This is a genomic window from Kitasatospora sp. NPDC094016, assembly GCF_040304045.1.
In the GTDB taxonomy this organism is placed as follows: Bacteria; Actinomycetota; Actinomycetes; order Streptomycetales; family Streptomycetaceae; genus Kitasatospora.
Window position 1 is genome coordinate 1 of the sequence record NZ_JBEOUK010000013.1, and the last position, 23,423, is coordinate 23,423.

At 75.1% G+C, this 23,423-nt stretch carries 22 protein-coding genes; 8 read left to right on the forward strand and 14 right to left on the reverse strand.

The features are described from left to right. Positions 1-59 precede the first annotated feature (59 nt). The 4 genes from galE to ABT015_RS14800 all read right to left on the reverse strand — a co-directional run bounded on the left by galE (position 60) and on the right by ABT015_RS14800 (position 3,945). On the reverse strand, positions 60-1,076 hold the full coding sequence (gene galE, locus ABT015_RS14785) for a UDP-glucose 4-epimerase GalE (protein WP_350879370.1): 1,017 nt from the start codon (positions 1,074-1,076) through the stop codon (positions 60-62). A 153-nt stretch (positions 1,077-1,229) separates the two neighbouring features. Then, positions 1,230-1,877, reverse strand: coding sequence for a hypothetical protein (locus ABT015_RS14790; protein WP_350879371.1), 648 nt, complete (start codon positions 1,875-1,877; stop codon positions 1,230-1,232). An 807-nt stretch (positions 1,878-2,684) separates the two neighbouring features. Then, positions 2,685-3,116: a hypothetical protein gene (locus tag ABT015_RS14795; protein ID WP_063350641.1), complete on the reverse strand. Its 432-nt coding sequence runs from the start codon at positions 3,114-3,116 to the stop codon at positions 2,685-2,687. Between the two features lie 91 nt (positions 3,117-3,207). Next, a complete protein-coding gene (locus ABT015_RS14800) occupies positions 3,208-3,945 on the reverse strand; it encodes a sigma 54 modulation/S30EA ribosomal C-terminal domain-containing protein (protein WP_350879372.1) in 738 nt (245 codons plus the stop codon). Positions 3,946-4,281: 336 nt separating this feature from the next. Here ABT015_RS14800 and ABT015_RS14805 point away from each other — a divergent pair, with 336 nt between their 5' ends. Next, positions 4,282-6,822 (forward strand): cytochrome P450, encoded by a 2,541-nt coding sequence (locus ABT015_RS14805; protein ID WP_350879373.1) that lies wholly within the window; start codon positions 4,282-4,284, stop codon positions 6,820-6,822. Between the two features lie 7 nt (positions 6,823-6,829). On the opposite strand, the gene ABT015_RS14810 is transcribed toward ABT015_RS14805, so the two are convergent. From ABT015_RS14810 to pdxR, 5 genes are all read right to left on the reverse strand, one after another. Next, a complete protein-coding gene (locus ABT015_RS14810) occupies positions 6,830-6,973 on the reverse strand; it encodes a DUF6126 family protein (RefSeq protein ID WP_350879374.1) in 144 nt (47 codons plus the stop codon). Positions 6,974-7,107: 134 nt separating this feature from the next. Further along, positions 7,108-7,452: an ArsR/SmtB family transcription factor gene (locus ABT015_RS14815; RefSeq protein ID WP_063350638.1), complete on the reverse strand. Its 345-nt coding sequence runs from the start codon at positions 7,450-7,452 to the stop codon at positions 7,108-7,110. Positions 7,453-7,709: 257 nt separating this feature from the next. Then, entirely contained in the window at positions 7,710-8,180 is a 471-nt protein-coding gene (locus tag ABT015_RS14820; protein WP_350879377.1) for a hypothetical protein, read from the reverse strand. 249 nt (positions 8,181-8,429) lie between these two features. Continuing rightward, positions 8,430-9,632, reverse strand: coding sequence for a glycoside hydrolase family 3 N-terminal domain-containing protein (locus ABT015_RS14825; RefSeq protein ID WP_350879379.1), 1,203 nt, complete (start codon positions 9,630-9,632; stop codon positions 8,430-8,432). Positions 9,633-9,791: 159 nt separating this feature from the next. After that, the gene (gene pdxR / locus ABT015_RS14830) at positions 9,792-11,342 is read right to left on the reverse strand and encodes a MocR-like pyridoxine biosynthesis transcription factor PdxR (protein ID WP_502897320.1); all 1,551 of its coding nucleotides are present in this window, start codon (positions 11,340-11,342) and stop codon (positions 9,792-9,794) included. Here pdxR and ABT015_RS14835 point away from each other — a divergent pair. Then, positions 11,341-12,210, forward strand: a complete 870-nt coding sequence (locus ABT015_RS14835; protein ID WP_350879384.1) for an L-histidine N(alpha)-methyltransferase — start codon at positions 11,341-11,343, stop codon at positions 12,208-12,210. The genes pdxR and ABT015_RS14835 overlap by 2 nt on opposite strands. A gap of 40 nt (positions 12,211-12,250) precedes the next feature. Here ABT015_RS14835 and ABT015_RS14840 read toward each other — a convergent pair whose 3' ends face one another. After that, entirely contained in the window at positions 12,251-12,754 is a 504-nt protein-coding gene (locus tag ABT015_RS14840) for a MarR family winged helix-turn-helix transcriptional regulator (RefSeq protein WP_350879385.1), read from the reverse strand. A 141-nt stretch (positions 12,755-12,895) separates the two neighbouring features. Here ABT015_RS14840 and ABT015_RS14845 point away from each other — a divergent pair, with 141 nt between their 5' ends. The 3 genes from ABT015_RS14845 (at position 12,896) to ABT015_RS14855 (ending at position 16,443) form a co-directional block, all read left to right on the forward strand. Then, positions 12,896-13,798: an EamA family transporter gene (locus tag ABT015_RS14845; protein ID WP_350879386.1), complete on the forward strand. Its 903-nt coding sequence runs from the start codon at positions 12,896-12,898 to the stop codon at positions 13,796-13,798. Between the two features lie 168 nt (positions 13,799-13,966). Further along, positions 13,967-15,571 carry an alpha/beta hydrolase gene (locus ABT015_RS14850; RefSeq protein ID WP_350879387.1) on the forward strand — a complete coding sequence of 535 codons (1,605 nt, stop codon included), beginning with the start codon at positions 13,967-13,969 and terminating at the stop codon, positions 15,569-15,571. Between the two features lie 173 nt (positions 15,572-15,744). After that, a complete protein-coding gene (locus ABT015_RS14855; protein WP_350879388.1) occupies positions 15,745-16,443 on the forward strand; it encodes a DUF6585 family protein in 699 nt (232 codons plus the stop codon). 34 nt (positions 16,444-16,477) lie between these two features. Here the strand turns inward: ABT015_RS14855 and ABT015_RS14860 are convergent, their stop codons facing one another. Both ABT015_RS14860 and ABT015_RS14865 read right to left on the reverse strand, forming a co-directional pair. Then, positions 16,478-16,774: a hypothetical protein gene (locus ABT015_RS14860; RefSeq protein ID WP_350879389.1), complete on the reverse strand. Its 297-nt coding sequence runs from the start codon at positions 16,772-16,774 to the stop codon at positions 16,478-16,480. Positions 16,775-16,795: 21 nt separating this feature from the next. Continuing rightward, a complete protein-coding gene (locus ABT015_RS14865; protein WP_350879391.1) occupies positions 16,796-17,179 on the reverse strand; it encodes a hypothetical protein in 384 nt (127 codons plus the stop codon). Between the two features lie 673 nt (positions 17,180-17,852). On the opposite strand from ABT015_RS14865, the gene ABT015_RS14870 reads away from it, so the two are divergent. Further along, the gene (locus ABT015_RS14870; RefSeq protein WP_350879392.1) at positions 17,853-19,340 is read left to right on the forward strand and encodes a lytic transglycosylase domain-containing protein; all 1,488 of its coding nucleotides are present in this window, start codon (positions 17,853-17,855) and stop codon (positions 19,338-19,340) included. Positions 19,341-19,436: 96 nt separating this feature from the next. On the opposite strand, the gene ABT015_RS14875 is transcribed toward ABT015_RS14870, so the two are convergent. Beyond that, on the reverse strand, positions 19,437-19,970 hold the full coding sequence (locus ABT015_RS14875; protein WP_350879393.1) for a GbsR/MarR family transcriptional regulator: 534 nt from the start codon (positions 19,968-19,970) through the stop codon (positions 19,437-19,439). Between the two features lie 95 nt (positions 19,971-20,065). On the opposite strand from ABT015_RS14875, the gene ABT015_RS14880 reads away from it, so the two are divergent. Next, positions 20,066-20,992 carry an ABC transporter ATP-binding protein gene (locus tag ABT015_RS14880; RefSeq protein WP_350879394.1) on the forward strand — a complete coding sequence of 309 codons (927 nt, stop codon included), beginning with the start codon at positions 20,066-20,068 and terminating at the stop codon, positions 20,990-20,992. Further along, positions 20,989-22,650, forward strand: coding sequence for an ABC transporter permease (locus ABT015_RS14885; protein WP_350879396.1), 1,662 nt, complete (start codon positions 20,989-20,991; stop codon positions 22,648-22,650). Before ABT015_RS14880 ends, ABT015_RS14885 begins: the two co-directional genes overlap by 4 nt. A 63-nt stretch (positions 22,651-22,713) precedes the next feature. Here ABT015_RS14885 and ABT015_RS14890 read toward each other — a convergent pair whose 3' ends face one another. Next, complete coding sequence (locus ABT015_RS14890) at positions 22,714-23,301, reverse strand: TerD family protein (protein WP_350879397.1); 588 nt, start codon at positions 23,299-23,301, stop codon at positions 22,714-22,716. Positions 23,302-23,423 lie beyond the last annotated feature (122 nt).

Below are 23,423 nucleotides of genomic sequence, written 5' to 3' on the forward strand. Positions count from 1 at the left end.
CCCTTTTTGCGCGCCATTTGGCCGGCCCTCTCCGGGCCCGGGAGCGGCCGCGCCGGGGATCAGCTGGCGCCGAGGCGGGCGGCCCACTGCGCGCGCCAGGCCAGCGCGTCGGCGACGCCCTCGGCGATGCCCCGCCGCGGCTGCCAGCCGAGCAGCTCGCGGGCGGTGTCGACGGCCGCGTAGCAGCCGATCACGTCGCCCGGCCGGGGGCCCGCCTCGCGGACGTCGAGCGTCGCGCCGACGGCCTGCTCGAAGGCGGCGATCAGCTCGCGCACGGTGGTGCCGTCGCCCGTGCCGACGTTGATGACCTGGTAGCGGTCCTCGGCGCCCTCGGCGATCACCTCGTCGAAGCGGAGCAGCGCCGCGACGTGCGCCTCGGCGAGGTCCCGCACGTGGACGTAGTCGCGGATGCCGGAGCCGTCCCTGGTCGCCCAGTCGACACCGGTCACGGTGAACGGGGTTCCGTTGGTGTGCGCCTCGATCAGCTTGCCCAGGGCGTGGGTGGGGTTGAGGTCCTGGAGTCCGGTGCGCAGCCGCGGGTCGGCGCCGATCGGGTTGAAGTAGCGCAGGGCGATGACCCGCTGCCGCTCGGCGCCCTCCCCCCTGGTCCAGTCCTGGAGCACCTGCTCCATCATCAGCTTGGTGCGCGCGTACGGACTGTTGGCCTCGACCGGGCTGCTCTCGTCGACCCGCCCGTCCGGGGTGGGCGCGTAGATGGAGGCGGAGCTGCTGAAGACGACGCGGGTGCAGCCGTGGCGCTGGAGGGCGTCGAGCAGTTCGACGGTCTTGCCGACGTTCTCCCGGTAGTAGTACAGGGGCCTGGCCACCGAGTCCGGGACGACGATCCTGGCCGCGCAGTGCACGGCGGCGTCGATGTCCGGGTGCTCGGCGAAGATCCGGTCGAGCAGGGCCACGTCGGCGACGTCGCCCTGGTAGAACACCTTGCCCTCGACGAACTCGGCCCGGCCCTTGGACAGGTCGTCCAGGATGACCGGGGTGATGCCCTGGTCGAGGAGGGCGAACACCACCGAACTGCCGATGAATCCCGCGCCGCCGGTGATCAGGACCTTCTTCATGCGCGGACGCTCCCTTGCGGTCGGCCGGGCGCCCGGTGGCGCCCGGTGACCTCTGGGACGGTGGTTCGCGCTCGACGGTTCCCGCCGCCGGGCTCAGCGGTGGACTCGGTGGCGGACTCAGTGGCGGACTCGGTGGTGGACTCGGTGGCGGACTCAGCGGTGGGGGCGGCGGCGGAGCCAGAAGCCGGTGGCGACCAGTACGACGGCCGCGACGGCGGTGCCGATCGCGGCCCAGGCGGCGGCGTCGGGCGTGGTGTCGGAGGGGGTGTCGCGGGCGCCGGAGCGGGCCCGGGCGGCGCCGTCGGCGGCCGTCGGGGCGGTCGGGGCCGGGGGCGTGGCCGGGGGCGTGGTCGGGGGCACGGGCGCGGGTATCGGGGCCGGGGCGCCGGTCGTCGCGCCCGTCGCCCCCGGCAGCGGCGGATCACCGATCACCGCGGCCTCCACGTCGAGTTCACCCTCGCCGTGCCCCGGCGAGGGGAACGCGCAGTCGACGCTCACCCGCCAGTGGCCGGCCGGGAGGATCTCCCGGGTGGTGTAGGTCCCCGGCTCGCCCGGCACGGCGACCAGGCGCCAGGGGCCGGCCGTGCGCCCGTCGGTGGCCGTCGCGGCCAGCGTGCCGGTGAACTCCCCGGTGACCGGGTCGTGGTCGTTCTCCCAGGTGGCGATGGTGCTGACGCGGCCGTTCCGCTGGCCGGAGACGTCCAGGTGGACGGAGTCGCCGTGGGCGGCGACCGGCACGGCGGCGGGCAGCACGGCCGCACCGGCGAGGGCGAGGGCGACGACGAGGGGTCGGGTTCGCATGGCGGGCAATCCTCGTGAGGGGTGAGGGGCAGGGAGCGGTGACGCCGGGTGCGGGCGCCGCCGGGTGGTGACGGTGCCCGCACCCGGCGCCGCCGGACGGTCTCAGGAGGCCTTCAGCAGCGGCCGGTTGTTGCACGGCCGGCCGTTCGGGCTGCTGGAACTCCCCCAGGGGCGGGCCCGACGGTTCGCGCCCTGCGAGAATCGTCGGATCGCCCCGAGGCGTGTCCTGTGGATCAGGACACGCCCTAGCCGACCACCGTAGTACCAGCGGCCGTCGAGCCCGAGCACCAGCGCGCCGCCACCCGTCGCGAAGTGAACCGGCCGACGCCGGAGGCGAGTTGCCGCTACGGGGGGGCACGGCTCCGCGCTCCGGCGTCCCATCGCGTCTTCCCCTCCTCGTACGAGGTGCGGGCGCTCCGCGGAGCGGGGCCCGGACCTTCCGGCACTCAGGAGAGCGGCGGGCCAGGCGGGAATAACGAAAACCTCTTGCGGAATTCGGCCCGCTGGCGCGCGGCCGGCCGGGTCGCACGAAGCGGACGACACCGCAGGGGCGGGCCGAGGGCTGCCCGAGAGACCCCAGGGGCGGCCCCGGACGTGACGGTGCCGGGAAGCGCACTCGGGGGGTGTGCGCTCCCCGGCAACGGGGTGGTGGCGGCCACCCGGCCGGAGTCCCGGGGCCTGGGCTCAGACGGCCGTGACGGAAATGCTAGGGCGTGTCACGGGGCCGTGGCCAGAGTCCTGAACTGGCCAATTCCCGCCCAGGACATGCCAGCTGGCGCCAGTGGCTGACGCTGCGTCAACCAGCGGTCAGGCCGCTGCCCGCACCGGGGCCTGCTGCGCCGCCGCCCGGCCGCCGGCGCAGCCGCCGTGCAGCCGGGCCAGCCCGGCGGCCAGCCCCGCCCGGTCCCCGGCGAGCCACAGGCGCAGCGCGGCGGACAGCGCGGCACTGGCCGGGCCGCTCGACGGACCGCCGGTGCGCGCGATCCGCTCGCCCAGCAGCGGCAGCAGGTCCGCGATCGGGGCGGGCAACCAGAGGGTCAGGGCGCAGGGGGCGGGCCGGGCCAGGACGCGTCGCAGCGGCAGCGCGGAGGCGTCGTCGTGCAGCGCGGGGATGACCTCCAGCAGGCCGTCGACCACCACCTCGGAGACGTCCCCGCCGTGGCCGCGCGCGAGGGCCCGCAGCAGCGCGCGTTCGGCGGCGGTGATCCGGACGGTCAGCATGACCTCGTCGCAGTCCATGGTCCCGGTTCCCCTGTCGTGGAAGTCGTGGCGGTCGTGGCGGTCGTGGCCAGCGGGGCCGGTGGGCCCGCCCCGGTGGTTCTCCTGCCCGTCAACGAGGCTCCGCTACCGGCGTTATCAGGCCGTAGTGGCCGTCGTAGCGGCGGTAGAGCACCCGGGCACGGCCGTCGCCGGGGTCGGCGTAGCAGACGAACGGGCCGCCGGTCAGCCAGAGCCGCCGGGCCGCCTCGGCGAGGTCGAGCGGGCCCGCCGGGTCGGCGCCCGTGGACGGGCCCGCCCCGGGCGCGCCGCTGAGCGGACAGCGGTGGACCAGCGCGTCCCGGCCGGTCACGGCGTCCGCGAAGAGGTGGAACGGCCGGTCCAGCGCGAGCAGTTCGCGGGTGGCCTGCTCGGGGGTGCGGCGGGCGGGGACGACCTCCTTGCGCCGGGCGATCCGCCGTTCGGCGAGCGGGCGGGCGGCGTACTGCGGGCGGTAGGCGCTCTCGTGGGCGGCGGCGAACCCGATGTCACCCTGCTCGCGCAGCCGGCCGGCCCGGCCGGCGAGGGTGCCCAGGGTGACGTCGACGGCCTCGCGGGCGGTGGCGGCGGCGAGTTGCACCCGGACCGGGCCGACGCCGGCCAGGTCGACGTCGGCCTGCGCGAGGGCGGGCCGGGTCATGGCCCGGTCGCGCACGCGGGTGAGCCGGATGCGCAGCGCGCGGGTTCCGGGGCCGAGCCCGACCGCCGTGTCCAGTGCCTGCGCCCGGGCGTACTCGGCGTCCTCGCGCGGCAGCTCGCCGCGGATCTCCACCCGGACGTCGAGGGCGGGCCGGTGGCGCAGACTGGTCATCAGGGTCCTCCTTCTCCTGGACCATGCTGGCCCTCGGGCGGCCGGACGGCGAGGGTCCAAAGACCCTCCGCGAGGGGCCCGGCCCGGATCTTTCCGGTGGGGCCTTCACCGCAGGTCAGCACCACGTTCCGGGGCGGTCGGAGCCACTGCGGATGATCGACCGTTGGAGTGATCCGCCCGCGTTCGGCGCAACGCCCGTCGGACCGGCGCGTTTGCCATAACGTGCGCCCCTCCAGCCGGGGCACGCGCGGATCCGCGCGAGCCGGCCCCCCACCTCCCGGCCCGCCGGGGCCCCCGGTATCGTCCGCACCGGCTCCTCTGATGAGAGGTACTGACATGACCCTGCTGACCGAGACGCGGCAACGGGACCTCCCCCCGAGAACCGCACCCACCGCACCCCGCACCACCCGCGCGGCCGTCCCCCCGCTCGCCCCCGGCGCGGTCCCCGGCCTCGGCCACGCGCCCGCCCTGCTGCGCGACCCGCTCGGCTTCCTCGGCTCGCTCTCGGGGCACGGCGGCGTCGTCCGGATCCGGCTCGGGCCGCGCACCGTCTGCGTGGTCACCGACGCCCCGCTCGTCCACACCCTGCTCGTCGCCCTCGCCTACGACTGCCCGCGCGGCGCCGTCCAGGACACCCTCAAGACGGCGTTCGGCGACGGCCTGCTGATGTCCGAGGGCCAGGCCCACCGCGACCGCCGCCGGATCATCCAACCCGCCTTCGGGCCGGACCGGATGGCCGAGTACGTCGCCGTGATGCACCAGGTCACCGAGGAACGGGCCGGGCGCTGGCACCCCGGTCAAGTCCTCGACGTGGCCAAGGAGATGAACCACCTCGCGCTGGAGATCGTCACCCGCTCGCTGTTCGACGCCCGGCTGAGCGAGGACGCCACCCTGGCCTTCCACCAGGCCCTGCCGGACCTGGTGAAGGGCCAGATCGTCCAGTCCCTCTACCCGCACCCGGCGCTCGCCCGGCTGCCGCTGCCCGTCAACCGGCGCTTCGACGCCGCCGTCCGGGTGCTCAACCAGGTCGTCGACCAGGCCGTCCGGCCGACGGGCGCCCGATCCGCCGAGCGGGGCGGCACCCTGCCCGCCCTGCTGCGCGCCGCCACCGACCCGGGCACCGGCCGGCCGCTCACCGAGGCGGACGTCCGGTCCGAGGCGATCACCATGTTCGGCGCCGGCACCGAGACCGTCTCCACCACACTGACCTGGCTCCTCGACGAACTCCTGCGCCACCCCGAGGTGGAGGCCCGGGTGCTCGCCGAACTCGACGAGCACCTGCCCGCCGGCGCCGCCCCCACCCCCGAGGCGCTGGCCAGGCTCACCTACACCCGCAGCGTCACCCAGGAGGTGGTGCGGCTGCACGCGCCCAACGCCTTCCTGATGCGCACCGCCCAGGTGCCGGTGGACCTCGGCCCGTACCGGATCCCGGCCGGCACCGAGCTGCTCTACAGCCTCACCGCGCTGCACCGCGATCCGGACCGCTACCCGGACCCGCTGCGCTTCCGCCCGGAGCGCTGGCAGTCGGGCGGGGTCGGGCGGCACTCCTTCCTCCCCTTCGGGGCCGGCAAGCACAAGTGCGTCGGGGAGGCCTTCGCCTGGGCCGAACTGACGGTCGCGGCGGCCGCGATCCTGCGCCGCTGGCGGCCGGTGGCCGTCCCCGGCTCCCGGGCCCGGGAGGTGGTGTGGACGACGGTCCAGGCGCACGGGCTGCGCGTGCGGCTGACCCCGCGCGGCGCCCGGGTGCCCCGCCCGGACAGCCCGGCGGACGACCAGGTGGGGGACGACCGAGCAGCGGACGACCGAGTGGTGGACGACCGGGCAGGAGACGACCGGACGGGAGACGACCGCTCGGTCGTCGAGGCCCCGGCGGCGGCCCGCTGCCCGGTGAGCAACCCCGCCCCGACCCCCGCCGCGCCCCAACTCCCGCAGCGGTCCGGCGAACTGCGCACCGCCGCGGCTCGGCACGCCGCCTGGGTGGTCGGCCGCAACCTCCTCACCCCGCCCGAGATGACCCGCTACGGGGCCTACGCCCTGCACGAGTTGATCGGCCACGCCTTCCCCCGCGCCCACGGCGCCAACCTCGACCTGCTGGTGGACATGCTGGGCTGGTTCACCATCCTCGACGACCGCTTCGACGGCCCGCCGGGGCACCGCCCCGCCGAAGCCCGCGCCGTCGTCGACCCGCTCATCGACGCCCTGCGCCGCACCGGGCCCGATCGGACGGGCGCCTGCGCGCCGGTCGGCGGGGGCCCGGCACCGCGCTCGGGCGACCACCTGCTCCGCGCCTGGAACGACCTGTGGAGCCGCCAGGCGCAGGGCATGTCGCCCAACTGGCGCGGCCGGGCCGCCCGGGAGTGGCAGGCCTGTCTGGAGACCTTCCCCGCCGAGGCCGAACACCGCGCCCAGGGCACCGTCCCCGCCCTCGGACTGCCCGAGACCATGCGGCTGCGCCGCCACGGCAGCTGCCTCTACCCGTTCATGAACATACTGGAACGGGTCCACGGCGCCGACGCCCCCGCCGCCCTCCACGCGGAGCCCGCACTGCACCGGCTGCGCGCCAACACCGCCGACGCCGCCACGCTGATCAACGACCTGTACTCCCTGGAGCGGGAGGAACGCCAGAGCGCGGCCGCCTTCAACACCGTCCTCACCCTGCAACGGATCCGCGGCTGCACCCGCAGCCGGGCCGTCGGCGCCGTCCGCTCCCGGGTCGCCCGGCTGCGGCGGGAGAACGAAGCCCTGCGCAGCGACCTGCGCCGCCGCCACCCGGCCGGGCGCTGGTACCTGGACGGCACCCGGGAGCTCATCGAGGGCGTCCAGGCCTGGACCAGCACCAGCGACCGCTACCTCGTGAAGGACGGCCCTCGGACGTAGGAGGTACCTACTTGCGGCCGCCGAGCGCGAACAGCAGCAGCACGAAGCCGGCGAACAGGTGCGTGGCGAAGATGTAGATGCCGGCCCGGATGAGCATGGCCTTGCGTCGGCGCTTCTCCTCGCGCATGCCGTCGCTCGTGCTCTCGCTCATGGCGGGTGTTCTCCTCGGGTCGGCCGACCGGGTCGGGCGCGGGTTCAGCGGGCCGGCCAGGGTCGCCGGACCGGCCGGGTCGGCCGGGTCGGCCGGGCTCCTCGGGTCCGGTCGGCCCGAGGGCCTCGGCGGGCTCAACGGTGCGGCCGACCGCCGGGCTCGCGCAGTTCGGTGAGCAGCGCGCCCTGGTCGGTGATCAGCTCGGTCAGGATCCGGCGCGCGGCCCTCAGCAGCTCGGCCACGTCCGGGGTGCTGAGCGCGTACACCACGGTGTTGCCCTCGCGGGTGGCGGCGACCAGCTGGGTACGGCGCAGCACCGCGAGCTGCTGGGAGAGGTTGGACGGCTCGACCTCGATCTCGGCCAGCAGCTCGCGCACCGGCCGGGGCCCGTCCTGGAGCAGTTCCAGCACCCGGATCCGGACCGGGTGGCCGAGGGTGCGGAAGAACTCCGCCTTGGCCTGGTACAGCGGGACGGGCATCGTCGGCGTCCCTCCCTCGGGTACGGATCGCTGGGTGTGCGGCCGCGTCCTCACCGGCGGCCGGCAAGCATCATCGCCACAGATGAAGGTTTCTTCAAGTCGTCACAGTGGGCGCCCGGCCGTCACCTGGTGGCGGCCCGGCCCGCGGGGGCCGCCCCCGGGTGGTCCACGTCACATCCGGAGGGTGCGCGGGAACGCCGGAAGCCGAGCCCGGGACGCTGCCAACTCCCGGACTCGGCGGTCATGGTGAGGTTCCGTCAGCAGCCTACAGGTACATCCACCTCGACCGGGGCCGGCCCCCGCGAGATCGACTCGACCGCGAAGGTCGCGTGGAGGGTCGAACCGCACGGCACGGTGACGCTGATGCCGTCGACCCGCACGGTCGCGGCCGTGAACACGGCACGCACGCTCGCCGAGCCGAGCGACTCGCCGCCGACCACCCCGGCCGACAGGCGGGTGAGCAGTTCCTGCGGCTTCGGCGGCCACGGGGTGTCCGGGGTGGGCGGACCGGCCAGGCCGATCTGCCCGTACAGCACGACACTGCCGCCGGTGACCTCGGCGCAGACCTTGGTCGACAGCCCGGCCTGGAGGCCGCTGTAGCCGCAGGTCGTCACCGTGGCGGCGGTCTCGGCGGCGCCACCGGTCGACGCGGCGAGCGCCGGCACCGGCGCCGCGAGCAGGGCGACGGCACCGGCCGCGCCCGAGGCGATCCGAGTGATGCGGTTCATTGCCTTCTCCTTCGGAGGGTACGAGGAACGATCAGAACAGGTGATGTCACATGTGACATTTCACATGTGCCATGACGAGACTTTGCCATGTGATTCCCATGTCATGACCGCGATTCTGCCTTCGAAGTGCCGAGCAGACCGAAATCAGACCTTCGATGGCGTAATCCCACCCCGGAGGGTCGGGCTCCACGCACCTGCCGCGGCCGCTCTCCCCGGCGCCCCGCGCGGGGACGGCCGACCGCCGCCGGCTCAGTCCAGGGAGGCCCGCAGGGCGTCGACCCGGGTGACGGCGTCCGCGAAGGCGGCGCGGTCGAGGCGGCCGGAGTCCAGGGCGTCGGCGAGGGCCGTGGTGGCGTCCTCGGCCTGCTGCGGGTCGCGGGCCGAGCAGAGGATCAGGTCCATCCCGGCCTCGGCGGCAGCGACCGCACGGTCGCCCGCGCCGCCGTACGAGGCGAGGGCCTCGGCCTCCAGGGCATCGGTGACCGTGACGCCCTGGAAGCCCAAGCGCCCGCGCAGCTCGCCCTGGACCACGGCGGGCGACATCCCGGCCGGGCGGTCCGGGTCGAGCGCCGGGTAGACCGCCCAGGAGGCCATCACCAGCCGGACGCCCGCCGCGATGGCCGCCCGGTAGGGCTCCTCACCGCGGGTGCGCAACTCGTCCAGCGGCACGGACAGGGTGACGGGGCGGTCATCGGTGTTCTCGCCGTTGGCGGCCGAGCCCAGCCCGGGGAAGTGCTTGGCGGTGGCGGCCACGCCCAGGCCCTGCTGGGCGGCGAGGAAGGCGCTGCCCAACTCGCCGACGCCGGCCGGGTCCTGGCCGTAGGAGCGCTCATGGCGGTCGATGAAGTTGCCCGGGGTGTCGTAGACGTCCAGCACCGGCGCGAGGTTCACGTTGAGCCCCGCGTCCGCGAGCGTCCCGGCGGCGCCGACACCGGCGCGGCCTGCCGCGCCGAGCGGGTCGGGGTCCGATCCGGTCCGGCGGGCGGAGAGTTCGGGCTCGCCGGGCAGGCGGCGCACCTTGCCGCCCTCCTGGTCGGTCATCAGGAGCAGCCCCCCGGGCACCGACGACTGCGCCGCCGCCTCCCGCAACTGACCTACGGCCTCGGCCAGTTGCGCCGGGCTCGTGACATTCTCGGCGAACAGGATGACCCCGGCCGCCCGCCCCTCCCGGATCGTCCGCAGCACACCCGGCGGCGGTGTCGGACCGGCGTAGGAGAGTACGATCCGGCGCCCCGCGAGCTGCCGCGCGTCCTGGTCGGCCATCTCCGCCGCCACCGTCCCCTCTCCCGGGGCAACTCCCCGCCCCGGTATCGACTCCGGCGCGTCCGGTATCGAGGCCGGCACGGACACCGGTGCGGACGCCGACACCGACCCGGCCGGAACCGGCCCGAGCGTGGCCGCCAACACCACCAGCATCGCGCCGAACTGGACGGTGCGCCGAAGCACGGCCATCACGCCTCCCTGAAGTCGGCAGCGGGATACGGCCCGTCGAGGCACCCAAGCCTGTCCAGGCACCCGAGCCCGTCGCCACCATAGCCCGGACCCCGGAGGAGCACACCCGCGCCCGCGCGGACGGGGGATACGGGCGCCAGGCGCCGGACGTCCGGCGGCCTACCGGCGCAGCAGCAGCCCCAGGACGGCGATCCCCTCCGCGATCTCCCCCGGCGCACCCGCCGCGTAGCCGAGCACCAGCCCCGGCGGGTACGGCAGGCGCGCGTGCCAGGACAGCGGCTGCACCTTGACGCCCTCGGCGAGCGCCGCCGTGGCCAGTTCGGTGTCCGTGCAGCGGACCCCGGGCGGCAGGGTGAGCATCAGGTGCAGGCCGGCCGCCGCGCCGTGGACGGTGGCGCCAGGGAGGTGGGCGTGGACGGCGGCGATCATCGCGTCCCGTCGACGGCGGTGGCGGTGCCGCAACAGCCGCAGGTGGCGGTCGAGTTCGCCGGACTCCATCAGCCGGGCCAGCACCAGTTGCGGCAGCACCGGGTTGCCCAGGTCGGCGAACCGCTTGGCCTCCAGGACAGCCTCGCGCAGCCGCGGCGGCACCAGCAGCCAGCCGGTGCGCAGCGCGGGGGCGAGCAGCTTGGAGATGCTGCCCGCGTAGCAGACCTGCTCCGGCAGGACGGCGCGCAGCGCGGGGACGGGCGGGCGGTCGTAGCGGTGCTCGGCGTCGTAGTCGTCCTCGATGACCAGGCCGCCCTCGCCCGCCCAGCGCAGCAGTTCGCGCCGCCGCTCGCCGCCGAGGACGACCCCGGTCGGGTACTGGTGGGCCGGGGTGAGCAGGACGGCCGGGGCACCGGTGGCGCGCAGCGCGTCGACCCGGACGCCCTCGGCGTCGACCGGGACGGGCGGGGTCGCGGCGAGCCAGTGGGCGAGGTGCTGGCGGGCGCCGAGCGAGCCCGGGTCCTCGACGGCGACCTCGGTGACGCCCACCCGGCCGAGGGCCCGGCCGAGCAGGGCGAGGGCCTGGGCCGTCCCGGCGACGATCAGCACCTCGTCCGGATCGGCGCGGATGCCCCGGTTGCGGGCCAGCCAGTGGGCGACGGCCCGGCGCAGCGCGGGGGTGCCGCGGACGTCTCCGTAGCCGAGGTCGGCGGCGGCGAGGCCGTCGAGGACGGCGCGTTCGGCGCGCAGCCAGGCGGCACGGGGGAAGGCGGCGAGGTCGGGTACGCCGGGAGTGAGGTCGATCCGGGCGGGCGTGCCGCGCAGCAGGTCGAACACCTCGGGGTCGGGGTCGGCGTGGAACAGGACGGGCTCCGGCCGGGCGCGCGACGGGGCCGGGGGCGTGTCCGGCAGCGGGGCTGCGGCCGACCGTGGGGGCGCGGGCGGCGTAGGGGCCGCGACGACGACGGTGCCGCCCCTGCCCCGGCCGGCGATCTGGCCCTCCTCGGCCAGGCGCCGGTAGGCGTCGGTCACCACTCCCCGGGAGACGCCGAGTTCGGCCGCCAGCCCCCGGGTGGCGGGCAGCAGGCTGCCCGTGGGGAGGCGGCCGTCGGCGATGGCCTCGCGCAGCCGGCGGGTGAGCCAGCCGGTCAGGCCGCCGGGCGGGGCGTCGGCGGTGTCGAGCTGGAGGAAGTCGGCGCCCGGGTCCGCCTGTTTGGACCTGCCGTCCGGTGCTTCTTTGGACCTGTTCACCGGGCCATTGTGGCGCGAGGGTGGGGCCATGACCACGGAAACGGCATCACCGAAGGACCGGCAGGACGCCGCAGGCCCAGGCCACGGCTACGCCCCGGATTACGTCCACGGCTACTCGGAGACCGAGGCGCACCGGCTCGGCGACCAGGCGGACACCCTCGCCGAGCTGCTGCACGCGGGCACCGCGTACCCGGCGGGCAGCCGGGTGCTGGAGGCCGGCTGCGGGGTGGGGGCGCAGACCGCGCACCTGCTGGCGGCCAGCCCCGGCGTGCTGCTGACGGCGGTGGACGTCTCGGCGGAGTCGCTGGCGCGGGCCCGGGCCCGGGTGGCGGCCGAGGCGCCCACCGCGCGGGTCACCTGGCACCACGGCGACCTGCACCGGCTCCCCTTCCCGGACGGCGCGTTCGACCACGTCTTCGTGTGCTTCGTGCTGGAGCACCTGGCCGACCCGGTGGCCGCGTTGACCGCGCTGCGGCGGGTGCTGCGGCCGGGCGGCACGATCACGGTGATCGAGGGCGACCACGGCTCGGCATTCTTCCACCCGCAGGGCCCGGCGGCCCGCGACGCGGTCGACCTGCTGGTGCGACTCCAGGCGGCGGCGGGCGGCGACGCCCTGCTCGGGCGCCGCCTGTACCCGCTCCTGACGGAGGCCGGCTTCCGGGACGTGGCCGTCCGCCCCCGCACCGTCCACGCCGACGGCGCCCGCCCCGCCCTGGTCGAGGGCTTCACCCGGCGTACCTTCGTCGCGATGGTCGAGGCCGTCCGCACCGAGGCGCTGGCCGCCGGTCTGACCACCCCCGACGCCTTCGACCACGGCATCGCCGAACTGCGCCGCACGGCCGAACCGGGCGGGACGTTCCACTACACCTTCTTCAAGGCGGTGGCGGTCAACCCGTAGGCCGGTCGGGCGTGGAGGCCCGCCCGCGCGCGCCTCCCGCTCAGTCCGGGCTGTCGCCGAGGGCGGCCAGGAGGGTGCGCATGGCGTCGACGAGGGCGGCGGTCCCGGGGTCGTCGAGGCCGGCGAGGAGGGCGCGCTCGGTGGCGAGGTGGTCGGGGAGGGCGCGGTCGATCAGGGCGTGGCCCTCGGGGGTGAGCGCGACCACGCGGCTGCGGCCGTCCTGGTCGCTCTGGGTGCGGGTGACCAGGCCGCGGGCCTCCAAGCGGTCCAGGCGCTGGGTGATGGCACCGGAGGTGACCATGGCGGACTGCATCAGTCCGGTGGGGGTGAGGCGGTAGGGCGGGCCGCTGCGCTTGAGGGTGGCGAGGACGTCGAAGGAGGCGGCGTCCAGGCCGTGTTCGCCGAAGGTCCGGTTGAGCTCCGTGTCCACCAGGCGGTAGAGGCGCTTGAGCCGGCCGAACACCTCCATCGGGGAGACGTCCAGGTCGGGGCGCTCGGCGGCCCACTGCGCGACTACTCGGTCCACATGATCTGCATCTGCCACAGGTTCAGGGTAGGGGATTGCACCGGGATTCCTTAGCGATGAGGTAACTGTGAGCCACGTCACCCCATCAAAGCGGCGAGATATCTCTTAGCGCTGAGATATATTTGCTTAGTGCTAAGAAACCGCCTCGGAATCGTGCTGATGACGGCAATAGCCCCCGCCGTCTGGGGGTCGACGTACATCGTCACCACCGAACTGCTCCCGCCCCACCGCCCACTCCTCGCGGCCGTCCTCCGGGCCCTGCCCGCAGGACTGCTGCTGATCGCCGTCACCCGCCGGCTGCCGAAGGGCAGCTGGTGGTGGCGCGCACTGGTCCTCGGCGCGCTGAACATCGGCGCCTTCCTCGCCCTCCTGTTCATCGCCGCCTACCGCCTGCCCGGCGGGGTCGCCGCCACCGTCGGCGCCGTCCAGCCGCTGATCACCGCCGGACTCTCGGCCGCGCTGCTCGGCGACCGGCTCACGCCGCGCACGGTGATCTGCGGCATCGCGGGGATCGCGGGCGTCAGCCTGCTGGTCCTGCGGGCCAACGCCCAGCTGGACGCCGTCGGCGTGGCCGCCGCGTTCGCCGGCGCGGTCGTCATGGCCACCGGCGTCGTCCTCTCCAAGCGCTGGGTCTCCCCCGCCCCGCTGCTCGCCACCACCGGCTGGCAACTCACCGCCGGCGGACTGCTGCTGGTGCCGGTCGCACTGTTCGTCGAGGGCGCCCCGCCGTCCCACCTCACCGGCGGCAACCTGCTCGGCTACGGCTACCTCAGCCTGATCGGCGCGGCCCTCACGTACGCGCTCTGGTTCCGCGGGATCCGGGCGCTGCCGCCGACCTCGGTCTCCTTCCTCTCGCTGCTCAGCCCGGTGGTCGCCACCGCGATCGGCTGGCTGGCCCTCGGGCAGGACCTCAGCCCGCTCCAGGCGCTCGGCGCACTGATCGTCCTCGGCTCGCTGATCGCGGCCCAGACCCGGCGCCGCCCCGGCACCACCGCGGCCTCCGCGCCCACCGCCCCGGACGCCGCACCGGCCTCCGCGCCGCCCGTCCGCGAGAACGCCTGACCCCGCCTCGGCTCCGCCGAATCCCCTCCCGCACTCCCCGATCCCCGCCCAGCAGCCGCTGGCACCGACCTGGGGCGATCCTCCGTGTCCGGGGTGTACCCAGCACCACCCCGGACACGGAACCCCGCATGATCGACCGTCAGGGCGGGCTCGGACAGGATCATTCCCGTGAACACCAACGCATCGAACACCAACGCATCGAACACCACGGCCTCGAACACCACCGCGCCGAACGCCACCGCCTCCCGCACCCGGCGCGCCGCCGTGGCCGTCGCCGTCGCCGCCCTGGCCGGCCTCGCCGTGCCGGCCACCGCCAGCGCCGCCCCGGACGCCGGCCGCAACCCGGGCGACGCCGAGGTCGCCCCCGCCCGCTACACCCACCAGACCCTCGCCTGGCAGCCCTGCGCCAAGCAGCCCGCGCTGGACTGCGCCACCATCGTCGCCCCGCGCGACTGGCACCACGCCGACGCCGGCGCCGACGTGACGATCGCCGTCTCCCGGCACCGCGCCGGCGACCCGGCCAAGCGCAAGGGCACGCTGCTGATGGCCGCCGGCGGCCCCGGCGCGTCGGGCCTGCTGCGCCCGGCGAACCTGGCCACGGCCGCCCCCGCCGTCGGCGCCGCGTACGACATCGTGGGCTTCGACCAGCGCGGGGTCGGCGAGAGCACCCGGGCCGTGTGCCAGACGCCGGAGGAGTTCCAGGACTTCCTGGCCGGCGACTTCCGCGACCAGTCCCCGGCGGCGATCGACCGGGTGGTCGCCAACTCCAAGAAGCTGGCCGCCAGTTGCCAGGCGCGCACGGGCGATCTGCTGCCCTACCTGAACACCGAGCAGACTGCCCACGACATCGACCTGTTCCGCGGCCTGCTCGGCGAGCAGAAGCTCAGCTACTTCGGCCCCTCCTACGCCTCGATGATCGGGGCCTACTACGGCACGCTCTTCCCGCACCGGGTCGAGCGGATGGTCCTGGACAGCAACATCGGCTTCGACGGCACCTGGGCGAAGTTCGAACTGGGCCAGCCGATGAGCTTCCAGCGCCGCTTCGACGAGGACTTCGTGCCGTGGCTGGCGGCCCGCGACGCCACCTACCACTGGGGCTCCACCTCCGAGGAGGTGCAGGCGCACTGGGAGCAGCGGCGCGCCGCGCTGCACGACCGGCCCATCGTCGACGGCTCCCTGACCATCGGCCCGAACCAACTGGACAACGGCGCCATCAGCGCGATCTACGAGCGGGACACCTTCCCCTTCCTCGCCCAGGCCCTGACCGCCGTCGACGACTGGCAGGGGGCCGACCCCGCGGCCAGGACGATGGCCGGGAAGCTGTTCGGCCAGTACCTCAGCCCGGAGTTCCTCGCCGAGTTCTTCTCGGTGACCTGCAACGACACCCCGTGGACCAAGGACATGGACACCTGGGTCCAGCACGGCTCGGAGAACACCGCGCGCTATCCGCTGGCGGGCGCGCGCACGCTGGCCTTCAGCGCGGTCTGCGCGGCCTGGCCGACCGCGACCGCCCCCAAGGTCAAGGTGACCGGCGCCCACCTGCCGACGGTGCTGATGCTCAACTCGGTGCACGACCCGGCGACGTACTACGAGGCCGCGCTCGGCGCGCACCGCGCACTGCGCGGCTCCAAGCTGGTGACCGTCACCGGGAGCGGCGACCACGGTCAGTACCCCACCGCCAACTCCTGCGTCACCAACGTCGTCGAGAGCTACCTGCTGGACGACCGCGCCCCCGAGCGCGACCTCGTCTGCCCCACCCCGCAGGCGGGTTGAGCGCCCGGCCGCTCGGCCGCGGCCGTCGAGGCGCGGGTCGGGTGAGGCACGGCGGGGCGCACGATTGGCCGAAAGACCGTCAAAGTCCGCTCGGGCAGCAGCTGTTGTGTCTCACCACTCTTGGCTCCGGGGAATACTGCGGTGGACGTAGTCGCCACACACAGGAGCGAGCCATGGTGAAGGTCGTCGAGACCACGGATACCCAGATCACCGCCGCAGTGGCCGAGCAGGCACAGGAGGCCGACCTCGGCCTGCTGCGCCAGTCCTTCCTGGTGCTGACGAAGACACGGCTCTTCGGCCGGCCGCGCGAGGAGGAGAAGCTCCGGGTCTACCACTTCGACCACGGCCTGGTGCACGAGGGCGGCGGCCTGGAGCTCACGGTCTTCCGCTGGGACGAGGTCTCGACCGTGCTGCAGTCGACCGTCGCCCACTACACGCACAGCATCTACACCGAGACCGACTTCTCCTACCAGTTCACCCGGGACGACGGGGAGACGTTCACGATCGACGGCAAGTACCGCGACCCGCGGCGCGCCAAGCTCAGCGGCGGGGACAAGGGCACCCAGCTGGGCAGGTGGGCGGAACTGGGCGAGACCGCCGCACACTACGTCGCGGCCACCCAGCTGTCCGGGGCCCGGGCCTCGCTGGCGGACGGAGAGGAACTGGCCTTCGGTGACCTGCTGGTCAGCTCGGCCGGGCTGAGCACGGTGAAGCGCGGTTTCGTGCCCTGGTCCGACATCAAGTCGATCAGCGTGGTCAACGGCTACCTGGTGGTCAGGAAGGACGGCAAGTTCCTCTCGCTGTCGAACACCGCGGTCAGCCGGATCCCGAACTACGCGCTCTTCATGATGCTGCTGGGCCGTTCCGGCTGACGCACCGCCGGCCCGGACCGGCCCTGGAGCGCCGTCAGGACGGCGAGTCGCCCGCCGAACGCCCCAGCCGCGACCGGAGCCAGGCGAAGGCGGCGGCGAGCCCGGCGAAGCCCCCGACGGCGAGCTTGATACCGGCCTTGGCGACGATCCAGCCGACCCAGGGGACGCTCCAGCCCAGCCAGTGGAAGACGGCCAGCAGGACGGCGGCGCCGCAGAGGACGGCGAGCACCGTCACGGCCACGGCAGCGGCCCGCGAGAGCTCTCGCGGGCCGCCGTCCGTCGCGTCCTGCGCCTGGTCGTCCGTCAGTTGCTTGGTGTCCCCGTCGTCCATGGGGATCATCCTACGGATTCCTCACCGGCGGGCGCGATGGGTGTCGCCGAGGTGCTCGCCGGTCTCGTCGTCGGGGAAGCTGACAGCGAGGGTGACGCGGTACTCGTCCACGTCCTCGCGGTGCCCCGGCACCCGGGCCCAGGCGAGCGAGTGCACCTCGGCCGCAGGGGCCTGCCGGCACCAGGCGGCGGCCTCCTCCAGTACGCGGGCGGCCGAACGCCCGGTGCACACCACGGCGGTGTACGCGGCGACGGCGAGGTCCCCACCGCTGCGGGCGACCCGCGAGACCGCCCGGACGGCGGCCGCGGCCTGGGTCAGGTCGCGGGCCAGGTCGTCGACCACCCGAGGGGGGGCCGGCAGGACGACCGCTCCCTCGGCGACGGTCTCGGGCAGGTTCGCGCTCACAGTCCGGGCCTCCATCCGCATGGTCACGGGGCACAGCATGCCGGGCGGAGATTCCTGGCATGCCCTTTTCACCAGAACGTCACCCGTCCAGGGGCGAGTTGGGGCCGCCCCCTGGTGTCCGCACGCTCGCCCTGGTAGGGAAACGCCCACCCGGTGGCGGACATCAACGCAGGTCAGGAGGGTCGGCGGCGGGCGCCGCCGGGGAGCCCGGAACGACGCGCACGCACCACCCCCGCGCCCCGGACCGCCGGTCCGGGCCCCTGCACGCCCGGCCCACCACCGGCACGCCCCCGGTCAACTCCCTTGGCAGAAAGGGGAGATGTCGTCGACGCTCGACCCGTGCGGCTCTCCGGTGCCGCCACCGGGCCCGCGGACGGAACCCGCGGGGGCCGCGCACACACGTCAACTCGCCTACCCGGCCGGGCCGTCGGCCATCCCGGCCGCGCCGCGGATCGCATCCCGGCCCGAGCCCGAGCGATCGGTCACCCACCCCTGCTGACCTGCGGTGTTCGATGTCCGCGCCGGGCCACGGCAACCTCCGGCCACCCCCGTCGCGTCAGACCGTCGTGATACTAATCGTTGCGGCGGCGGGAGCCGCCGTCCGGCGGCAGGCACGATGACGACGGTTCATCCGTTCCGGCAGGGTCGGGACGGCTACGGGGAGGGGCACGGTATGACGGCGAGGTTCGGCAAGGTGCAGGGCGGGCGCGGGCTGCGGCTCGGCAAGCGGGTCACGGGGACGGCTGCGGCCTTCACCGCACTCGCCGCACTGACGGGCTCCCAGGTGACGGGCTTCGGGCTCGCCCCGGTCGCGGCCGCCGACGCCGTGACGACGCCGGACGCCTCCGCCTCCCAGTCCGGCCCACCGGCCGGCGGCGGCCCGACCGGCGGCGCCGGCAGCGCCTTCGGCACCGGCGTCCCGGCCGACGGCGGCGGCACCGTCCAACTGCCGCAGCCGCCCGGCACGGTGCCCGGCGCTCCCGACGCCGGCCCCTTCGCGGCCACCGGCCCGGCCCTGCCCGCGACCGTGCTCGCCGCCTACCGCCAGGCCGAGGCCTCGGCCGCACAGCGCTCGCCCGGCTGCCACCTGCCGTGGCAACTGCTGGCCGCGATCGGCCAGGTCGAGTCCGGCCAGGCCAACGGCGGCCAGGTGGACGCGGCGGGGACGACCCTCACCCCGATCCTCGGTCCGGCGCTGGACGGCAACGGCTTCGCCGCGATACCCGACAGCGACGGCGGGCGCTACGACGGCGACGCGCGCTGGGACCGTGCCGTCGGGCCGATGCAGTTCATCCCCTCCACCTGGGCGGCCTGGGGCACGGACGCCAACGGCGACGGCAAGGCCGACCCGAACAACATCTTCGACGCCGCCGAGACCGCCGCCCGCTACCTGTGCGCGGGCGGGCGCGACCTCTCCGACCCGGCGCAGCTCGACCGGGCGATCCTCAGCTACAACAACTCGGGCGAGTACCTGCGGACGGTCCGCAACTGGATGGCGCACTACGGCAGCGGCAGCGTCACCACCGTGCCGAACCGCCCGGCCTCCTCGACCCCGCCGGCCTCGCTGCCCTCCCCGCTCCTGCCGCTCGCGCCGCTGCTGCCGCCGACCGGGACGACGCCGGGCGCCACCCCCGGGACGCCGAGCGCCCCCGGGAGCACCCCGACCCCGGGCGGGCAGCCCTCGCCGAGCGCGCAGCCGACCTCGCCGGCCCCGACGCAGTCGTCCTCCGCGCAGCCGACGACGGACCCGAGCACCACCCCGACGGGCGCGCCCAGCACCACGCCGCCGTCGACCCCGCCGACCACACCGTCGGGCACGCCGTCGACGACTCCGTCGGGCACCCCCACCGGCACCCCGTCCTCGTCGGCCACCCCGACCGGAACGCCGTCCGGCACCCCCACCACGACGCCGACCACGACGCCGACCGGCACCCCCACCGACTGCCCGAGCCCGACGGCCACGACCACCCCCACGGGCAGCCCGTCCCCGACGGCCACCCCGACCGGAACGCCGTCCGGCACGCCGGCCACCCCCGGGTGCGCCACGACGACGCCGACCCCCGGTGGCACTCCCACCCCGGGCGGCACCCCCTCCTCCGCCGCCCCGAGCACGACCCCCAGCGCGGGCCTCTCCCCCTCGGCCGCCCCGCCGACCCGCTGACACCGCCCCATCCGCCGACGGCCCGCACCCCTTGAACCCAAGGAGCTGGTGCGGGCCTTCCGCGTTCCCCGCCCCGCCGAGCTCCCGAGACCAGGCCTACGCCGGATCCGACCCGGCCCCGGCCCTGGGCAGCGCCCCCGGCCCCAGCCCCTCCCGGTGCACCCGCCACCGCGCGAGCATGCCGTGCAGTTCGTCCACCATGAACGCGAAGAAGGCCGCGCTCTCCGCCAGCCGCTCCCCCGCGACGGTACCCGCGCCGACGGTGGCCTCGCCCTCCCTGAGCACCCGCACCCAGCGCAGCAGGTACTCGTCGCGCCGGGTCAGCGACTCGAACCAGACGTCGTTCAGCACCCGGTAGCGGTCGCGCCGCGAGCCCGGCTCGCGTTCCTTGGCGGCCAGGCCGATCTGGGTGAGGTAACGCATCCCGCCGGACACCGCGGCCGGGCTGATCCGCAGCCGTTCGGAGAGCTCGGCGGAGGTCAGGACGCCGCTCTCCTCGGCCATCAGGCAGGAGAAGAGCCGGGCCGGCATCCGGCCCATGCCCGCGGCCACCAGCTCGGCCGCGAACCGTTCGACGAAGTCCGACACCGCCTGCTCGTCGCGCCCCTTCTCCGCTTCCCGCTCCACCACGCGCGCCTTCCCCTCTCCGGTGATCAACAACTCGACTGAACTTTAACGCCTTCCCAATATTCACGTTTTTCTGAAACTACGGTAGCTTCAGCAGCATGACGAAGGCAATCGCCCTGACCGGCCTCCGCAAGACCTTCGGCCGGACCACCGCGCTGGACGGCCTCGACCTCACCGTCGAGACCGGCGAGGTGCACGGATTCCTGGGGCCCAACGGCGCCGGGAAGTCCACCGCCATCCGGGTGCTCCTCGGCCTGCTGCGCGCCGACGGCGGCAGCGCCCGGCTGCTCGGCAAGGACCCCTGGCACGACGCCGTCGAACTGCACCGCCGCCTCGCCTACGTGCCCGGCGACGTCGAACTGTGGCCCAACCTCACCGGCGGCGAGGCCATCGACCTGCTCTCCCGGCTGCGCGGCCGACTCGACCGCCGCCGCCGCGACGAGCTGATCGAGCGCTTCGACCTCGACCCCACCAAGAAGGGCCGCAGCTATTCCAAGGGCAACCGGCAGAAGGTCGCCATCGTCGCCGCGCTCGCCTCCGACGCCGAACTGCTGCTGCTCGACGAGCCGACCTCCGGCCTCGACCCGCTGATGGAGGTGGTCTTCCAGGACGTCGTCCTCCAGGCCCGGCACCAGGGGCGGACCGTCCTGCTGTCCAGCCACATCCTGGACGAGGTGGAGAAGCTCGGCGACCGGGTCAGCATCATCCGCCACGGCCGGGTGGTGCAGACCGGCAGCCTCGGCGAACTGCGCCACCTCACCCGCACCACGGTCGAGGCCGAGACCCACCGCCCCGTCACCGGGCTGGACACGCTGGAGGGCGTGCACGCCGTCCGCACCGAGGGCGCCCGGGTGCGCTTCGCCGTGGACGGCGCCCACCTGGACGCCGCCATCCGCCGCCTCGGCGAGGCCGGGCTGCGCAGCCTGGTCAGCCACCCGCCCACACTGGAGGAGCTGATGCTGCGCCACTACGGCGACGAGCTGGCCGCCAACGGGCACCCGGTCGACGGCGAGGCCGCCCGATGACCGCCACCACCACCGCGGCCGGCGCGCCCACCACGGCCCCGCGTCCGCCCCGCTCGCACACCCTCCTGTCCGGCACCGCCACGCTGCTCCGCTTCGCCCTGCGCCGCGACCGGCTCCGCCTCCCCGCCTGGGTGTTCGGCCTCGGCCTGCTCACCCTCGCCAGCGCCAACAGCGTGCACACCCTCTACCCGACCGCCGCCGACCGCGCCTCGATCGCCCACGCCTCCGCCGGCCCGGCCGTCCTCGCCATGACCGGCCCCGGGCACTACCTGGCCGACTACACCTGGGGCGCCATGCTCGGCCACCGGCTGCTCGGCCTGCTGGCGGTGCTGGCCGGGCTGATGAGCGTGCTGACCGTCACCCGGCACACCCGGGCCGAGGAGGAGAGCGGGCGGGCCGAGCTGGTCCGCTCCGCCGCCGTCGGCCGGCACGCCCAGCTCGCGGCCGCCCTCGGCTCCGCGGCCGTCGCCGACCTCGCGCTCGGCCTGCTGCTCGCCGCCGGGCTGCCCGCCCTCGGCGTCCCCGGGCTCGGCACCGGCGGCGCGCTGCTGTTCGGGGCCGCGGCCACCGCCGCCGGACTGCTGTTCGCGGCGGTGGCCGCCGTCGCCGTCCAGGTCACCGCGCACGCCCGGACGGCCTCCGGGCTGGCCCTCGCGGTGCTCGGCGCCGCCTACGCGGTGCGCGCGGCCGGGGACGCCGGGTCGAACGGGCTCTCCTGGGCCTCCCCGATCGGCTGGCTCCAACGCAGCTACCCCTTCGTGGACGACCGCTGGTGGCCGCTGCTGCCCGCGCTCGCGCTGGCCGCCGTCACCGGCGCGGCCGGCTTCGCGCTGAGCACCCGACGGGACGTGGGCGCCGGGCTGCGCGCCGCCCGCCCGGGGCCGCCCACCGCCCGCCCCGCCCTCGGCACCCCGCTCGGCCTCGCCCTGCGCCTGCACCGCGGCCTGCTGGGCGGCTTCGCGGTCGCGCTGCTGCTGCTCGGCGCGATGTACGGGTCGCTGCTGGGCGGCGCCGACGCGATGGTCAAGGACGTCGACCAGCTGAAGGAGGCCCTCGCCCGGCTCGGCGGCCGCTCGCTCACCGACTCCTTCGCCGCGATGACCCTGCTGGTGGTGGCGGTGGTCGGCGCGGTCTACGCGGTGCTGGCGACGCTGCGCCCGCGCGCCGAGGAGAGCGCCGGGCGGGCCGAGCCGGTGCTGGCCACCGGGGTGTCCCGGTCCGGCTGGCTGGGCGGGCACCTGGCGGCGGCGCTGCTGGGCTCGACCGCGGTGCTGCTCGCGGCGGGGGTGGGTTTCGGCCTGGCCGGGGCGCTGTCCACCGGTGACGCCGGCGCGTTCCCGCGACTGGTCGGCGCGGCCCTGGCGTTCGCGCCCGCCCAGTGGGTGACGGTCGGGTTCGCCGCGGCCGTGTACGGCTGGCTGCCCCGGGCGACGCAGCTGGCCTGGCTGGTGCCGGTGTACGCGTTCGTGATCGGGTACCTGGGCCCGCTGCTGAAGCTCCCGGCGGGCCTGGACCGGCTCTCCCCGTTCGGGCAGGTGCCCCGGCTCCCGGCGGCCGCCATGGACTGGACGCCGCTCGCGGCGCTCACCCTGGTCGCGGCCGCCCTGATCGCCCTGGCGCTGGCCGGGTTCCGGCGCCGCGACCTCGAAACCCGCTGACTCCCGGGGCTGCGGCGGGGGAAGTGGACGGGGCCGGCCGGGGCCGGCCGGCCCCGGGCCGGGTCACAGGTGCTTGACCAGCTCCGGCATCAGGTCCTGGAAGGTCCGCCCGCTGGCCGGCTGCCCGATCGCGGTCATCTGCCAACCGGCGGGCGTGCGCTGCACCTTGGCCATGATCTGCGCGGTGTACGGGCCGCCCCCGGTGAGCGTGTACCGGGCCAGCTCGGCGCCCGTCTGCTCGTCGACCAGCCGGCAGAAGGCCGCCTCGACCTCCTGGAAGGTCTGGCCGGTGAAGGAGTTGACGGTGAAGAGGATCTGGTCGACCTCGGCGGCCATCTTGGTCAGATCCACGGTGATCGACTCGTCGTCGGTCGCGTCGCCCGCGCCGCCGACCAGGTTGTCGCCGCTGTGCCGGACGGAACCGTCATTGCTGTTGAGGTGCTGGAAGAAGACCACGTCCACCGGCCGCCCCTGGGAGAACAGCACCGCCGAGGCGTCCAGGTCGATCTCCCGACCGGCGGCCAGCAGCTTGGCGAAGAAGCCCTTGGGCTGCGCGGCCTTCCAGCCCAGACCCATCCGGACCACACTCAGCTGACCGCCGCCCGGCTTCTCCAGGCTGATCTTCTGCCCCTTGGCCAGCGAAACGCTCATCGTGCCCTCCTCGTCCCTGCCGCCGCTCCGTGCCGTGAATCTACAGCACTGTCGAACTTCTATGATCATCCGACCGGCGCGCTCCCAGCACCCCTACCCCGCGCTCCCCCCGCCGTCACCGC

Excerpts from the sequence above, each read along its gene's own strand:
- ABT015_RS14795 (WP_063350641.1), bottom strand. The coding sequence starts at position 3,116 with ATGGACTGCGACGAGGTCATGCTGACCGTCCGGATCACCGCCGCCGAA.
- ABT015_RS14815 (WP_063350638.1), bottom strand. The coding sequence starts at position 7,452 with ATGCCCGTCCCGCTGTACCAGGCCAAGGCGGAGTTCTTCCGCACCCTC.
- ABT015_RS14855 (WP_350879388.1), top strand. The coding sequence starts at position 15,745 with ATGGTGAAGGTCGTCGAGACCACGGATACCCAGATCACCGCCGCAGTG.
- ABT015_RS14880 (WP_350879394.1), top strand. The coding sequence starts at position 20,066 with ATGACGAAGGCAATCGCCCTGACCGGCCTCCGCAAGACCTTCGGCCGG.
- ABT015_RS14805 (WP_350879373.1), top strand. The coding sequence starts at position 4,282 with ATGACCCTGCTGACCGAGACGCGGCAACGGGACCTCCCCCCGAGAACC.
- ABT015_RS14870 (WP_350879392.1), top strand. The coding sequence starts at position 17,853 with ATGACGGCGAGGTTCGGCAAGGTGCAGGGCGGGCGCGGGCTGCGGCTC.
- ABT015_RS14890 (WP_350879397.1), bottom strand. The coding sequence starts at position 23,301 with ATGAGCGTTTCGCTGGCCAAGGGGCAGAAGATCAGCCTGGAGAAGCCG.
- ABT015_RS14885 (WP_350879396.1), top strand. The coding sequence starts at position 20,989 with ATGACCGCCACCACCACCGCGGCCGGCGCGCCCACCACGGCCCCGCGT.
- ABT015_RS14790 (WP_350879371.1), bottom strand. The coding sequence starts at position 1,877 with ATGCGAACCCGACCCCTCGTCGTCGCCCTCGCCCTCGCCGGTGCGGCC.
- pdxR (WP_502897320.1), bottom strand. The coding sequence starts at position 11,342 with ATGGCCCCACCCTCGCGCCACAATGGCCCGGTGAACAGGTCCAAAGAA.
- galE (WP_350879370.1), bottom strand. The coding sequence starts at position 1,076 with ATGAAGAAGGTCCTGATCACCGGCGGCGCGGGATTCATCGGCAGTTCG.
- ABT015_RS14835 (WP_350879384.1), top strand. The coding sequence starts at position 11,341 with ATGACCACGGAAACGGCATCACCGAAGGACCGGCAGGACGCCGCAGGC.
- ABT015_RS14825 (WP_350879379.1), bottom strand. The coding sequence starts at position 9,632 with ATGGCCGTGCTTCGGCGCACCGTCCAGTTCGGCGCGATGCTGGTGGTG.
- ABT015_RS14845 (WP_350879386.1), top strand. The coding sequence starts at position 12,896 with ATGACGGCAATAGCCCCCGCCGTCTGGGGGTCGACGTACATCGTCACC.
- ABT015_RS14860 (WP_350879389.1), bottom strand. The coding sequence starts at position 16,774 with ATGGACGACGGGGACACCAAGCAACTGACGGACGACCAGGCGCAGGAC.
- ABT015_RS14820 (WP_350879377.1), bottom strand. The coding sequence starts at position 8,180 with ATGAACCGCATCACTCGGATCGCCTCGGGCGCGGCCGGTGCCGTCGCC.
- ABT015_RS14810 (WP_350879374.1), bottom strand. The coding sequence starts at position 6,973 with ATGAGCGAGAGCACGAGCGACGGCATGCGCGAGGAGAAGCGCCGACGC.
- ABT015_RS14800 (WP_350879372.1), bottom strand. The coding sequence starts at position 3,945 with ATGACCAGTCTGCGCCACCGGCCCGCCCTCGACGTCCGGGTGGAGATC.